General features: G+C 49.7%; 12 protein-coding genes. 10 read left to right on the top strand and 2 right to left on the bottom strand.

Annotation, left to right across the window (positions count from 1 at the left end):
- The first annotated feature begins 147 nt into the window (after positions 1 to 147).
- Both NYE54_RS06575 and NYE54_RS06580 read left to right on the top strand, forming a co-directional pair.
- Positions 148 to 897: a MerR family transcriptional regulator gene (locus NYE54_RS06575; protein ID WP_339270941.1), complete on the top strand. Its 750-nt coding sequence runs from the start codon at positions 148 to 150 to the stop codon at positions 895 to 897.
- 121 nt (positions 898 to 1,018) lie between these two features.
- Complete coding sequence (locus NYE54_RS06580; RefSeq protein ID WP_071221284.1) at positions 1,019 to 1,228, top strand: general stress protein; 210 nt, start codon at positions 1,019 to 1,021, stop codon at positions 1,226 to 1,228.
- Positions 1,229 to 1,383: 155 nt separating this feature from the next.
- Here the strand turns inward: NYE54_RS06580 and NYE54_RS06585 are convergent, their stop codons facing one another.
- Positions 1,384 to 1,722: a helix-turn-helix domain-containing protein gene (locus NYE54_RS06585; protein ID WP_339270944.1), complete on the bottom strand. Its 339-nt coding sequence runs from the start codon at positions 1,720 to 1,722 to the stop codon at positions 1,384 to 1,386.
- Between the two features lie 160 nt (positions 1,723 to 1,882).
- Here NYE54_RS06585 and NYE54_RS06590 point away from each other — a divergent pair, with 160 nt between their 5' ends.
- Complete coding sequence (locus NYE54_RS06590; protein ID WP_339270946.1) at positions 1,883 to 2,821, top strand: aldo/keto reductase family protein; 939 nt, start codon at positions 1,883 to 1,885, stop codon at positions 2,819 to 2,821.
- Between the two features lie 279 nt (positions 2,822 to 3,100).
- On the top strand, positions 3,101 to 7,162 hold the full coding sequence (locus NYE54_RS06595; RefSeq protein WP_339270948.1) for a tail fiber protein: 4,062 nt from the start codon (positions 3,101 to 3,103) through the stop codon (positions 7,160 to 7,162).
- An 84-nt stretch (positions 7,163 to 7,246) separates the two neighbouring features.
- Here the strand turns inward: NYE54_RS06595 and NYE54_RS06600 are convergent, their stop codons facing one another.
- The gene (locus NYE54_RS06600; protein WP_339270950.1) at positions 7,247 to 8,221 is read right to left on the bottom strand and encodes an aldo/keto reductase; all 975 of its coding nucleotides are present in this window, start codon (positions 8,219 to 8,221) and stop codon (positions 7,247 to 7,249) included.
- A gap of 271 nt (positions 8,222 to 8,492) precedes the next feature.
- On the opposite strand from NYE54_RS06600, the gene NYE54_RS06605 reads away from it, so the two are divergent.
- From NYE54_RS06605 to nhaC, 6 genes are all read left to right on the top strand, one after another.
- Positions 8,493 to 8,807 carry a DUF2628 domain-containing protein gene (locus NYE54_RS06605; RefSeq protein ID WP_113060695.1) on the top strand — a complete coding sequence of 105 codons (315 nt, stop codon included), beginning with the start codon at positions 8,493 to 8,495 and terminating at the stop codon, positions 8,805 to 8,807.
- A gap of 202 nt (positions 8,808 to 9,009) precedes the next feature.
- Positions 9,010 to 9,474: a DinB family protein gene (locus NYE54_RS06610; protein WP_339270953.1), complete on the top strand. Its 465-nt coding sequence runs from the start codon at positions 9,010 to 9,012 to the stop codon at positions 9,472 to 9,474.
- A gap of 130 nt (positions 9,475 to 9,604) precedes the next feature.
- Entirely contained in the window at positions 9,605 to 10,141 is a 537-nt protein-coding gene (locus tag NYE54_RS06615; RefSeq protein ID WP_339273404.1) for a CYTH domain-containing protein, read from the top strand.
- Between the two features lie 327 nt (positions 10,142 to 10,468).
- Positions 10,469 to 11,140 (top strand): PAS domain-containing protein, encoded by a 672-nt coding sequence (locus tag NYE54_RS06620; protein ID WP_076322814.1) that lies wholly within the window; start codon positions 10,469 to 10,471, stop codon positions 11,138 to 11,140.
- A 56-nt stretch (positions 11,141 to 11,196) separates the two neighbouring features.
- Positions 11,197 to 12,369, top strand: a complete 1,173-nt coding sequence (locus tag NYE54_RS06625; protein ID WP_339270955.1) for a MalY/PatB family protein — start codon at positions 11,197 to 11,199, stop codon at positions 12,367 to 12,369.
- Between the two features lie 146 nt (positions 12,370 to 12,515).
- The gene (gene nhaC, locus NYE54_RS06630) at positions 12,516 to 14,042 is read left to right on the top strand and encodes a Na+/H+ antiporter NhaC (protein WP_339270957.1); all 1,527 of its coding nucleotides are present in this window, start codon (positions 12,516 to 12,518) and stop codon (positions 14,040 to 14,042) included.
- Positions 14,043 to 14,053 lie beyond the last annotated feature (11 nt).

Below are 14,053 nucleotides of genomic sequence, written 5' to 3' on the forward strand. Positions count from 1 at the left end.
ATTGACCATTCTAGCAAAATAATGAACAAAAATCATATTTTCCCGGAAAAACGATTCGGGAAAGTCGATATATTCCGGTCGGATAAACGGGTTGACTCTCCTCCAAGGGGAGACCTTAGACTGGAAGTCGAAGGAGGGAACCAGCGTATGTTATACACGGTAAAAGAGGTTTCGGAGCTGTCCGGGGTGACCATCAAAGCGCTGCATCATTATCATAAAATCGGCCTGCTCTTGCCTGCCGAGATCAGTGAAGCGGGTTATCGCTTGTACGGTACTGCCGAGCTGGAGCGATTGCAGCACATTTTGTTTTACAGGGAAATGGATTTTTCGTTGGATCAAATCAAGGCACTGATGGAGAAGGCCCCTGAGCGGCGGAAGATGCTGTTACAACAGGAGAAGCAGCTGATGGATCGCGCAGATCGATTGGATACGATTCTGAAAACCTTAAGAATATCCTTAACCAGTACGGAGGAGGGCAAGCGCATGGAGCCTCAGGAATTGTTCAAAGGTTTTGAGAGCGAAGAAGAATGGAAGGAAGCCTTAGCAGAGCAAAATGAGCATCTGAAAGGGCAGTATGATGTGGATTTGCTCGAGAGCGAACCCGTTGATGTTCCAAGCATGAACGAGCAGGCAAGGGAAGCGGCTGCCTTTATGGCAGGCATGGCAAATGCGTTGAAAACGGGGATTAAGTACGATGATGTGCGAGTACGGGATTCGATTCGGGATCATCTGCAGTTTATGAATGAGCAGGGCCACGCCTTTACGGCTGCGGATTTTGCGGGTCAAACGAAGTTTTTCCTGAATGATGACTTTCATCTCCGGATGCTGGAGGAGCGGCAAACGGGGCTGGCTTATTATCTGCGTGCGGCTGCGGAGGCGTATGCGCATCTGACGTAAATAGGGTGATTAAGCCGCGCGGGTCGCGGCTTTTATCATTTTTAAGGGTGTTTAGAATTTATCGGAAGGGTTAAATACATGACATAGCAGCAACAAAAAAACAACTTAGGAGTGATGAACAGTGGCTAACAACAACGGTAACAAAATGAGCAGAGAAGAAGCGGGACGCAAGGGCGGCGAAGCAACGGCCAAGAATCACGACAAGGAGTTTTATCAAGAAATCGGCCGTAAAGGCGGAGAAGCCACATCAGAGTCCCATGATAAGGAATTCTATGAGGAAATCGGCCGCAAGGGCGGAGAATCCCGCGGCAATCAAAACAATAACGATTAAATGAAATCTACAATCATAAAAAAACAATCATAAAAAAATAGCAAGCTTTAAAAAGCAGCGGCGGATTCCGTTCAAAGGGAACCGCCGCTGCTTTATTTTTGAGCTAACCGTAACCGCCGAGCCCGGCGTTTGCCGGACGCTGTTAGGCATTGAATTCAAGTCCACCGAGCCGCCCACAGCTTCATTTCCTTGCAGATGACATGAAGGTCCATGCCTTTGGGTGTCAGCGTGTATTCCACTGTAACCGGAACGGTAGGGAATACTTCGCGTTCAAGCACGCCCTGTTCCTCCAGATGGCGAAGCGTCGTGGTCAGTGCCCGCGGACTGACATTCGGGATTTGCCGCTGCAGCTCGCCAAATCGTTTCGTGCCGCCAAAGAGCTCGCGGATGACGAGAAATGCCCATTTTCCGCCTAAGACCAGCAGCGTTTTTTCGATATTACATTCGATATGTTCGGGAATTTTCGGTATGTAACTGCTCGATTTATTTCCCATAACAGTAGGCTCCTTCCGGTATTCTATTAACTATACTCAAGTATATCAGCTATCCTTTCTATAATATAGTGAAGAACATTTCACTTCTTCCCTGGGAATAGGAACTACTTTAAAATAGCAAATGTAGCATTCAAGTAATTCTATTGAAGGAGGAGTTACCATGAAATACAGAAGATTAGGACGCACAGGTCTCAAGGTCAGTGAGATCAGCTTGGGAAGCTGGCTTACATACGGTGGTTATGTTGAACGCGAGAATGCGGTTAACGCAATTAAAACGGCTTATGATCTGGGCATTAACTTTTTTGATACGGCGAATGTATATGAGAAAGGTGCAGCCGAAGAGTTGGTTGGCGAAACCCTGAAAGCGTATCCGCGCGAGTCTTACGTGCTGGCGACAAAGGCATTTTGGCCTATGGGCGATGGCCCGAACGATCGCGGCTTGTCCCGCAAGCACATTATGGAGCAGGCACATGCCAGCTTGAAGCGGCTTGGCCATGATTACGTGGATATTTTCTACTGCCACCGTCATGATCCGGAAACGCCACTTGACGAGACGCTTCGCGCGATCGACGACCTTGTCCGCCAGGGCAAGGTACTCTATGTCGGCGTCAGCGAGTGGCAGGCATCGCAAATAGCAGAAGCGTTGACGGTAGCGGATCGTTACCTGCTCGACCGCATCGTGGTCAATCAACCCATCTACAATATGTTTGAACGTTACATTGAGAAGGAAATCATTCCGCTGAGCGAGCGTTCCGGCATTGGGCAGGTCGTATTCTCTCCGCTGGCGCAAGGTCTGTTGACGGGCAAGTATACCTCAGCTTCCGATATTCCAGAAGGCAGCCGTGCCGCGAAGCTGGAATGGATGCGTAAAGGCATTACCGAGGAGAAAATCGCGAAGGTTCGCGAGCTGGAGAAGATTGCGGCAGAGCTTGAAGTATCCGTAGGCAATCTGGCGCTTGCCTGGATTCTGCGCCAGCCGAACGTATCCAGTGCGCTTGTCGGCGCAAGCCGTCCGGAGCAGGTTAGCGAGAACGCGAAGGCATCCGGCATTGAGCTCAGCGAAGAGGTTCAAACTCGCATTGAAGAGATTTTGAAATAGGGAAGTAAATCGACTAAGAACTAAGACGTTTATCGCATGGATCCTTGGGAATAAGAGAATCCGAGGACAGATAGAAAGATGTATATAAGATGGCTTCTGACTCGGTTCAGGGGCCATCTTTTTTGCGTGTCTCTTTAGCTAATGAATCCCTCTATTAGAAGACATTTTCTCCTTGAATTATATCGTCTACCATTTATAATACTTTCTAGTAATGTTATACTACTCATTAGTATTATATTACTGAAATAGGACAAATGTATTAGGGGGAGAAGCAGCAATATGCAAAAACGAAGGCGAATAGCATCCGCGAAATGGCTGAAGGTGATGTTGTCCATTCTAATAGGTTTAGAGGTTGTATTGGGTGTGCTCGCGTCTCCGAAGACGGTTAGGGCTAATCTTCTAGACGCTCAATATCTGGGGGAGATCCGTCTATTTCCTTACAAGAACGGTCCCGAAGGGTGGATATACTGTGCAGGGCAAGTGTTAACGATAAGTCTGGAAAATTCGGCTTTGTATACTCTATTGGGCAACAACTTTGGCGGGGATGGCAGCAAGACGTTTGCATTGCCTGATTTACGGGAGGAAGAACCGGTGCCGGGTATGGGGTACTATATCGCGGCTGAGGGATTATATCCGAGAGGCAGCAGTGACTTGACCGACAATACGATGCTGGGGGAGCTTCGACTTTTTCCCTACAACATGGAGATGAATGATAACTGGGTGACGACTGATGGCACCGTTTTAAGTGATTCTGATCCTCTATACAGTGTGTACGGTACTACATTCGGCCAAGACAGTCAGGGTAGCTTTAAATTACCGCAGATTAACCCTGTGCAGCCCAACATCCGGTATTACGCCGCCAAGGCAGGGATACATCCAGGCAGCGCTGGTGAGGTGTATGCTGGCGAGATACGCATTTTTCCTTTGGAAATCCCTGGGCTAGCATCCTATAAGGCGGATGGCAAGCTTGTAAATGTTGCAGAGAATAGGGCACTTTATGAGTTAATCGGCAACAAGTTTGGGGGAACTCCGAACCAAACCTTTGGAATTCCTGATCTGAGAGGCAAACCTTTGACGCAGTATTACGTATCCCATTACGGATACGTTCCAACCCTGCAGCAAGTTCAGCCTGTAACTGTTTCCGACCAATATACAACAGATGTTTCCACACCATTAACAGTACCATCCCCTGGGGTGATGAGTAATGATTCCAATGTTCTGACAGCCAAAATATTGAATTCGCCTGCTCATGGAAAGATCACATTTCATAAGAATGGCTCGTTTACTTATACACCGGATGTCGATTTTGTTGGTACAGATTCTTTTACATATATAGCGAGCAATCATAATAAGAGCAGTGGCACAGCCATCGTTAACATCAACGTTACGGAGATTGAGCCGACGATAAGTGGAGTAACCGATGGAGGGCTATATAATCACGAAGTGACGCCCGTTTATACCAATGGCACGGGAACGTTGGACGGGCAGCCTTTTGTCAGCGCCACGACCATCCGCAAAGATGGCCAGTATAAGCTGGTCGTCGAGTCGCCTCGCGGCAAAACGGTCAAGGCCGATTTTGAGATCGACCAAACCGCACCTCTGGTTACAGGCGTGGCAGATGGAGGCCAGTATGATCGGGAGCGGCAAATCTTCTTTAATGAAGGGAGCGCGACGCTCAATCAGCAAGCGTTCCAGAGCGGAGACAAGGTAAACACGGAAGGGGTATTTGATCTCGTCGTAACCGACCGTGCTGGGAATAAGACTCAGGTTCATTTCTCGATCTATTTCCCAAAAACCGTGACGTTCGACAGCAACGGGGGTTCGCCCGTGGTGGAGGCGGTCGTCCCTTATGCTACGACCGTAACCCAGCCCGTCGATCCAGTGAAACCCGGTTATGCCTTCGGGGGATGGTATATGGATCAATCCTTCCAGCTTCCATTTGATTTCGCGGCACCGATTCTGGCTAACCTGACGCTGTATGCCAAATGGATCGATGCGGATTCGCCTGTCGTGGTGGATCGGACGCCTGCGAATCTGGCTGATGAGGTGTCGATCGAAACGAAGCTTGAATTCAAGTTCAATGAACCCGTAACCGGAGTTAGTGGCAAGTACATATCGATTATGAGGGCGGAGGACCATCACAAAATCGAGTCGATCGAAGTGACAGACGGTTCTCATGTCAGGGTGGTCGATGAGAAGGTAGCGGTAAGTCTGTCTCAACGTCTGTCGTACTTTACGCGTTATTATGTAGAGATAGAGGAGGATGCATTTCAAGACGCTGCAGGCAACTTCTATGAAGGCATGAAGGGTCCTCAAGATTGGAGCTTTATAACGGAAAAAGAATCTGTTTCAGCGCCGCCTGCTCCTGCAAGCTTGAGTGCTAGAGCTGGAGATGGTGAAGTGACCTTGCAATGGTCTACCGTAACGGGGGCTACCTATTACGATATTTATTCCGGGACGGAATCCGGCGTATATGGAACAGCACCGATCGCAACGGTCACGGATACTACGTATTCAGCAGGTGATTTACTGAATGGAACGACGTATTATTTTGCGGTTAAAGCAGGAAATGATGGGGGCTCCAGCGCATTTTCAGAAGAAGTGAGCGCAAGGCCGGCCGGTGCTGAGATTCCCGTTCCGAGCGATGCGGATTTAAGCGGATTAGCATTATCTCATGGAACGCTCGCTCCGGCATTCAACCCTGCTGTCACAAGCTACATTAGCCAGGTTGGAAACCGTATAACGGAGATCAGCATAACGCCGAGCGTTTCCGATCCTCAGGCAAAGGTGACGATGAACGGCAAGGCCGTATCCGCCGGGCAGCCGTCAGATCCGGTCAGCCTAGCAGTAGGAAGTAACAGCATTCATCTCGTGGTTACGGCTCAGAATGGGACGACAAAGACATACACGGTGGACGTGAACAGAGAGGCAGCCGCTTCCCCTGAGCCTGAACCTGGGAATCCACCTCATCCTGGTACGCCAGGCGGTGGATCTGACTCTCCTGGAGGTCAAGGACCAAGCGGTGGTGAGGGTTCCCAAGCAAGTCAAGGGTCAGGTTCGGGGCAGAGCTCCACAGAGAGCAGCCGCGTAACGTCGTATATAAATGATGTATTACAGAACGGCATGATATCATCAACGTTAACGAAAGAGAAGAATGGGCAGGCCGTGTTGACTGTCAAGGTGAACGGAGATAGACTGCAATCACTGCTGATCAAAGAGAAGAACCGTCGACCGATTGTGCGTCTTCACGCCACGGACGATCTCGATCAAGCCGTGCTGGTCCTGGACAACCAGTCCGCAAAAGCGCTTGAAGGAAGCAGCGCGATGATCGAATTCGAGACCTCGGCAGGCAGCGCCCGTATTCCAGGTCAGGCTATTTCAGGACAGCTCGGCAAAGCTGCGGCAACAAAAGAAGGAACACTTCATCTTGTACTTACCAAAAGCGAAATAGCGCTCAGCGCAAAGCTGAAGCAAACCGGGAATGCGAATGATCTTGGTACAACTTATGGCTTCATTGATGTTAGGATTATAGCCTATGATCAAGGGAAGCCGTTGGGCGGAGATTCCTATTCTGCTTACGTGGTGCTCGAGATTCCCCTTCAAGAAGAATCCGCCGCGAAAGTCGTGACAACCGCCGTGTTTTTGGACGAAAAAGGAAACGTCCATCACGCGCCAACCCGGTTGACAACACGTGAAGGCAAAACGTACGCTATCATCCAAGGTTTGAATAATGGTACGTATGCCTTGGTCAGCCATACCGAAGGATTACCGGATATGACAGGCCATTGGGCCGAGGCAGCGGTGAACGAGATGGCCTCACGCCTTATTGTAAGCGGCAGAGATGCTGCCGGGTTCCATCCGGATGCACCAGTCACCCGTGCGGAATTCGTCTCCATGATGGTTCGCTCACTCGGTTTAACAGAGCAGGGAAGCACCAGCACATTTCAAGACGTAACTTCCCGGGACTGGTACTTGGGGGCCGTATCGGCGGCAAGCAAGAGTGGGCTTATTCACGGCTATGCCGACGGCACCTTCTTGCCGGATAACCTGATATCAAGGCAGGAGGCTGCGGTCATTGTCGCAAGAGCCCTAGAAATTGCAGGGGTTGACCTGATATCCGGCAGCTCGGATTCGGATGCTGCGCTAGGTTCCTTCCAAGACGGTATCGAGTGGGCAAGTTGGGCGAAGGCGGCTGCAGTGGATGTGGTCGGAAGTGGAATCATGAGCGGTTATGATGGCAAGTTGAGGCCGCACAGTAATATGACCCGGGCTGAAACGGCAATCATGCTTCTGCGGATGCTCTCAGCATCAGGGATGATTGGTGATGTGCCGTCTAAATAAAGGCTTCTACTATTGAAAAAAAGAGCTGTGCCAGGGAATTCATTAGTCCCTGGCACAGCTCTTTACATTTGAATTACACGCTATTTACCCCAGCCGGTAAGTGGCGAAGGGCTTGGCATAAACAAAGTCGTCGCTGATTTCATCCAGGCTGGAACCCAGTGCTTCATCGATCTCAATATCCAGGCTCTTCAGGTTATCATCCAGCTGCTCGGTTTTCGTAGCTCCGACAATGACAGTGGAGACGGCAGGACGATTCATCAGCCAGGCTAAGGACAGGGCACTCGGGGAATGACCATGCTCTGCAGCCAACTGGCTGACCTGCTGTGCGAGCTTCAGATTGCGATCTTCCAGGAAGCGGTTGAAGTTAGGGTCCGTTTCCGCACGGGAGCCGGAGGGCGTGCTTGCGCCTTGACCGTATTTGCCGGTGAGAATGCCGCCGGCAAGCGGGAAATACGGGATGATGCCAACGCCCTGATCGAGGCAGAGGGGAACAAGCTCCAGCTCCGGCGTACGGTCGGCCAGGGAATAACTCGTTTGGGTGGATACATACCGGGCGTATCCGCGCTGCTCGCTGATCCCAAGCGCCTTCATGATTTCCCAGGCGGCATAGTTGGAAGCGCCGATATATCGTACCTTGCCCGACGACACCATGTCATCCAGCGTGCGCAAGGTTTCCTCAAGGGGCGTATTCGGGTCAAACGTATGGATCTGATACAGGTCCACATAGTCGGTTTTCAGCCGCTTTAAGCTGTTCTCCAGCTCTTGCTGCAGATGATAGCGGGAGGAACCGCGTTCGTTCGGCCCTTGGCCGTTCACGAGTCCGGCTTTCGTGGCTAATACGACGTTATGGCGTTTGCCGGCAAGCGCCTCCCCGATGATGCGCTCGGATTCCGAGCCTGCATAAATATTCGCGGTATCGATGAAATTGATGCCATGGTCCAGTGCATGGTCTATGATGCGGGTGGATGTCTCTTGATCGGCTCTTTTGCCAAAAGCGTTCGTGCCAAGACCGAGCTCCGAAACTTTCAGTCCGCTGTTGCCAAGACGGCGGTAGTTCATCTTGATCCACTCCTTTATGTATAGATTTCCTATAGTATAAACATGATCCCGGAATCGGTTCAAATGGATCGAGCGCGAAAGAAAGATATAGATGTAAGATTCTACATCTTTTTTCGACAATATCTAAAAAAAGTGATTAACTTCCATCCCATCAAATGGTAATATGGTCTTAGGAGAAAAGATTCGGATTAACCATGAGAGATACTACATAAGAACTACTTCGGATGTTGGAGTACGACTTCTTTTTTCACTAATCGTTGGAGTGTGAATCATGAAGATTTATCTGAAGAATGATGCTGGGGTAACGAAACAAGTGAAGGTAGGCTTTAGCTGGACGACGCTATTCTTTGCCTTCTTCCCAGCTTTGTTTCGAGGCGATCTGAAGTGGGCAGTTATCATGTTTATTATTTCTGCCGTCGTCGGTCCATTTACGTTGGGAATCGGAGCTTGGATTAGCGGAATCATATTCTCATTCGTGTATAACAAGATTTATATTAAAGAACTATTGGAAAAGGGTTATCGTCCTGCTACCGAAGAAGCAAGAGCAGTACTTGAGAATAACCAAATTATTGCGAGAGTAGCATAGTTCGATTTCATGCGTAAAGCCTGGGACCTGAGTGAATCTTTCATTCAAGCTCCAGGCTTTACTATATTATATCCTCTAGCCTAATCGATGAAGCGGTTTGTGGACAAATGCTAAAGGTTGTGCAAAATGCCTTAGGACTCCTTGCGATAGGCCGAATATTACGATAGGATAGTTACGAACCATTTGGAAGGGGGATTGTCTTATGAATGAAGCGATTTTTAATCAATTGGATTTTGCCAGAGGAGCGACCTTAAAGTCGGTAGAACATGTAACGGAGCAAGAGGCCGATATCATCCCGGAAGGATTTGCGAATAGCATTCGCTGGAACCTGGGCCATATCTACACCGTGCATGAGCAGTTTGCTTTTGCAACGGCGGGCGAGCAGCCCCGTATTCCGGAAGGATTCGAGGCATGGTTTGCAACCGGAACCAAGCCGGCCGATTGGACGTCGAAGGCGCCTGCGATTTCCGAACTGGTAGAGCTTTTGCAGGAGCAAACGACCCGGATCCGTGAAACCTTCGCGAATCGCCTCGACCAGGCTTCGGCTCATCCGCTGACCATCGGACCCTTGACGTTCCAAACCGCGGGAGAATTCCTGGTGTTCAGCTTGTATCATGAAGGAATGCACACGCAGACGATCAAGGCATACCGAAAATTGATAAAGTAATACGATGAACACGAAGCGATAGAAGGGTGCCCTCGCGCATCCCTTCTATCGCTTTTGTTTGTCGCTGCGGTGATCGATCCTTATAATGGAATCAACACAGATGGATCATCGATTGGAGGATGTGACAATTATGGCGATTGAAATCGAACGCAAATACCTTTTGGAGGTTTATCCGGAAGACTTGATATCGGAAGGAACCATCGTGGTCGAGAAGGAGCAGTTCATCGAGCAGACGTATTTGGCGCTGGATGGGGACCAGGAGCTTCGCGTCCGCAAAATAACGGATCTGAACACGGGTCAGGTTGAATTCACCCATACGTTCAAAAAAGGGTGGGGCATTGCCAGGGAGGAAGTGGAGTTCGCCATTTCCGAAGGACTCTATGACCAAGTGGTGAAGGCGCATGGCGCGATTCCGCTGACCAAGAGACGGGTGACTGCCCGTTTAGGGAACACGATCATCGAAATCGACGATTATGCGCAGATTCACATGCTGGTGCTGGAGGTAGAGTTTCCTTCCATGGAAGCCGCAGACGGCTTTGTGCCGCCGGCGTGGTTTGGACAAGATATCAGCACGGAGAAACAATACAGCAACAAGAAAGTATGGCGGGACCTGCAGCAGCAGGGAATCGTAACGGCGTTAGTCACGAAATGGTTAGCTAAAACATAGGAAACATATGCAGCTAGAACGTGGATACTACCCGTTCTTATATGGTTGCAAAAAGGCTCTTGCGAGCGGTCATACCGGACCGCCCGCGAAGAGCCTTTTTTATAGCATTGAACCCAAAATTCTGTCGTAAGGCGAACTGTAATGGTCCATTGAAGAGTGTTTTGAGAAGCATTCGACTTTTTTAGACAAAAGTATTGAAAACGTTTTATTATTATAATATAATATTATCATGATAATTAATTATTATATCGTAAGTGGTAATATCCATAACAAAAGATGGCGTATCAGAAATAAATAATGGCGTAACAGAGAAGGGGGAAGCTCTTCATGAATGAAAACCAGCAGCTGCTTGAAAGCTATTTTCCGATTGCCTCTTTTATCGCGGCGATCATCGGACCTCAATGCGAGGTGGTTGTGCACGATATCAGCGATCCGGAACGCTCCATCATTTTTATCGAGAATGGCCATATTAGCGGACGCCGGGTCGGTGATGCATCCACAGACCTCGTATTGAAAATTTTGAAGGCTGAGGCCTACAGAGAAGAGCAGTTCATCGCGAACTACAAAGCTTCCAGCGCCCGTGGTCAGACTTTTCGATCTTCGACGTATTTTATTAAAAACGGCAGCGGCGAGCTGGTCGGTCTGATGTGCCTAAACATCGACATTACGCATATGGAGGTTGCGGCCGACTGGATCAATAGCATTTTGCAGGGAGGATCGCTGACGCCGCCAGCAGCTCTTGATGCATCCAAGGAGGAGAAACCGTCCACCGAATATCTGCAGGGGAACGTGGACGATTTGCTGCAGCATATCGTCCAGACCGTCCTTAGCAAAATCAGCATTCCGGCGGACCGTTTATCTTCTAACGAGAAGATCGAGATTGTGAAGGAATTGAATGAGCAGGGGGTATTTCTGCTGAAGGGCGGAGTATCCAAGGTTGCCGCGGCTTTATCCATATCGGAGCCTACCGTGTATCGCTATTTGCAGAAGCTGAAATAAGCGGGTTTCATCCGAATAAGAACGCATTGCATCCTGAGACAATGGAAGGTGACATCATGACATTTAATTTCGACAAGATGGTCAGCCGGTTTGGCACGAACAGTGCGAAATGGGACGGGATGGCGCAGAGCATGGGGAGCGATATGATCGCTCTCTCCGTGGCGGACATGGATCTGCCAGCACCGCCAATGGTGGTGGATAAGGTCGCGGAGGCCGCACGTCACGGCATTTACGGATATACCGATCCGTTCCCGCCTTACTTCGAAGCTGTCCGCACTTGGCTTGATAAAGCCTATGACTGGCAGGTCGAGCCCGAATGGATCGTATTTTGTCCGCGCATTGTTCAAGCCGTTTCGGTCATTATACAGAAGTTTACGGAGACCGGAGATAGGATTCTTGTCCATACACCTGTTTATCAGCCTATTGCGAAAGCGGTTACGTTAAACGATCGGGTATTGGTTGAAAGTCCGCTTAAGCTAGCGGACGGGCGATACGAGATCGATTTTGAAGATATGGAGCGGCGGATGCGGGAAGGGGTTAAACTGGTCCTGCTCATATCACCGCACAATCCGGTGGGCCGCGTATGGACGAAGGATGAGCTTGAACGCATGGCGGAGCTTTGTATCCAGTATGACGCACTGATTGTGTCCGATGATATCCATGCTGATTTCATTCATGAGGGACACGAGCATACCGTCATTGCGAAGCTGTCCGAAGAGGTTGCGAATCGTTCCATTATCTGTACGTCACCGGGCAAAACCTTTAACCTGGCAAGTCTCGAAATCGCTAACATCATCATTCCCAATGATGAGCTGCGAGGGCAGTTTAAGCACGGTCTGCTGCAGGCCGGAATTCATAATCCTACATTCTTCTCCGTGCCTGCGCTGGAAGTCGCATACACAGCATGTGATGAATGGTTAACGGAACTTCGTGCTTATATCAAAGATAACATGGCTTATGCCCAAACATTCATAGCTGATCATATGCCAGAGCTGGCCGTGATCGAACCTGAAGGGACATATTTGCTGTGGATTGACTGTACGGCCGTGAGCTGCCATGAAAAGGATTTGGTGGAGTGGATACAGGAGAAGGCGCGTGTCAGCGTTAGCTTCGGTTCTTCTTTCGGTCCTGGCGGTGAAGGCTTCATCAGGGTTAACATCGCCACGCCGCGTCATATATTGCAGGAAGGCCTGGAGCGGCTTGCCGCGGCTTATCCGCTACAGCGTTAACAACCAAAGTTTAAGAGATCAGAAGGAATAAACTTCAAAGGCTTACCATCCTTATCTCGCAAGAAAAACTTCCGCTTTATGCGGTCTGTCTTCTGAGAAGGTACGTCGATAGACATTTTCTTATTTACATCCAGGGGGAATCCATGATGGCTAAACCAAAAGAGGAACGAATGATAAAGCAGCCGACCATGTTTCTGGCGTTGCTTCCGATTTTTACGATGGTGATTTTGCTGTGCCTTGGTTACGTATTATTTGAGCTGCCGCCCGAACCGCTGATTATTGCATCCGCCATTGTCGCAGGCCTGATCGCGATTAAGCTGGGTTACAGCTACAACGATATTTTGGAATCCATTTCGCAAAAAATTGCGAAAACCATGCCCGCCATCCTCATCTTGATTGTGGTCGGATTTATGATCGGCGCGTGGATGGTCGGTGGAACTATTCCTATGATGATCTACTACGGCCTGAGAATCATTGATCCGCAATTTTTGTTGATCACCGCTTTTCTGGTTACATCTGTAGTATCCGTATGTACGGGAACCTCCTGGGGATCTGCCGGGACCATCGGGGTTGCCTTCATGGGGGTCGGCGCTGGAATGGATGCCAATCTTGCCGCTGTGGCAGGTGCAGTTGTAGCGGGTGCTTACTTCGGGGACAAGCTTTCGCCGCTTTCGGATACAACCAATATTGCTGCCTTGTCCACTGGCGTTAATCTGTACGAACATATCGGCCATTTGCTGTATACGACGCTGCCGTCCTTTTTCGTGGCGGGGATCGTTTATGTGGTCACAGGACTGAACACACATGTATCCAGCGTTGGGGTTCCTGAGAAGGTCACCGAGATCATGAACACGATGACAACGATATACGATTGGAATTTGCTCTTGATCCTGCCGGTATTAATCGTTCTGTACGGCTCGATCACCAAGAAACCGACGATTCCTGTCATGCTGCTATCGTCCTTTGTGGCCATGGCGAACGGCATGATATTCCATGGCTTCACTTTGCATGATGTTGTGACTTCGGTTGTAAGCGGATTCGATATCGCGATGGTTCATGTTAGCGGCTTTGATCCCAATACCGTCATTGCCGATATTCCGCGTCTCATTAACCGGGGAGGCATGAGCTCCATGATGGGGACACTGCTCATCTGTTTCAGTGCGATCACGTTTGCAGGCACGATATCGCTGACCAAATCGCTGGAGTTGATTGTGGACAAGCTCTTGAAGCATGTGCGTTCCACCGGCTCGTTGATCCTGGCTACGATTGCAACAGGGTTGACCATGATCGGCGTAACCAGCAACGGACAGGTCTCCATCCTGATGCCAGGCGAGATGCTCCGTGAGGCTTACATCCGGCGCGGTCTCCATCCGAAGAACCTGGGGCGGACGGTGGAGGATTCCGCTGCCATTACCGAACCGATTCTGCCATGGACGGCAGCAGGTGCCTATATGGCCGGTACACTGGGCGTAGCGACATTATCTTATTTACCTTGGGCAGTATTGTGCTGGACAGGCATTATCTTCGCAACGATCTGGGGTTTTACCGGGTTCGGCATCGCGAAGCTTACGCCCGAGCAGCAGGAGGAAATGTTGAAGGAATACGACAATCCGCATAAAGGAAGTCAGAACAAGCCTCATGCGGATGATGCAGGTGCAGCATCTGTCCATTAATGCAGGATGAA

Source organism: Paenibacillus sp. FSL K6-1330 (assembly GCF_037976825.1).
Classification (GTDB): domain Bacteria; phylum Bacillota; class Bacilli; order Paenibacillales; family Paenibacillaceae; genus Paenibacillus_AQ.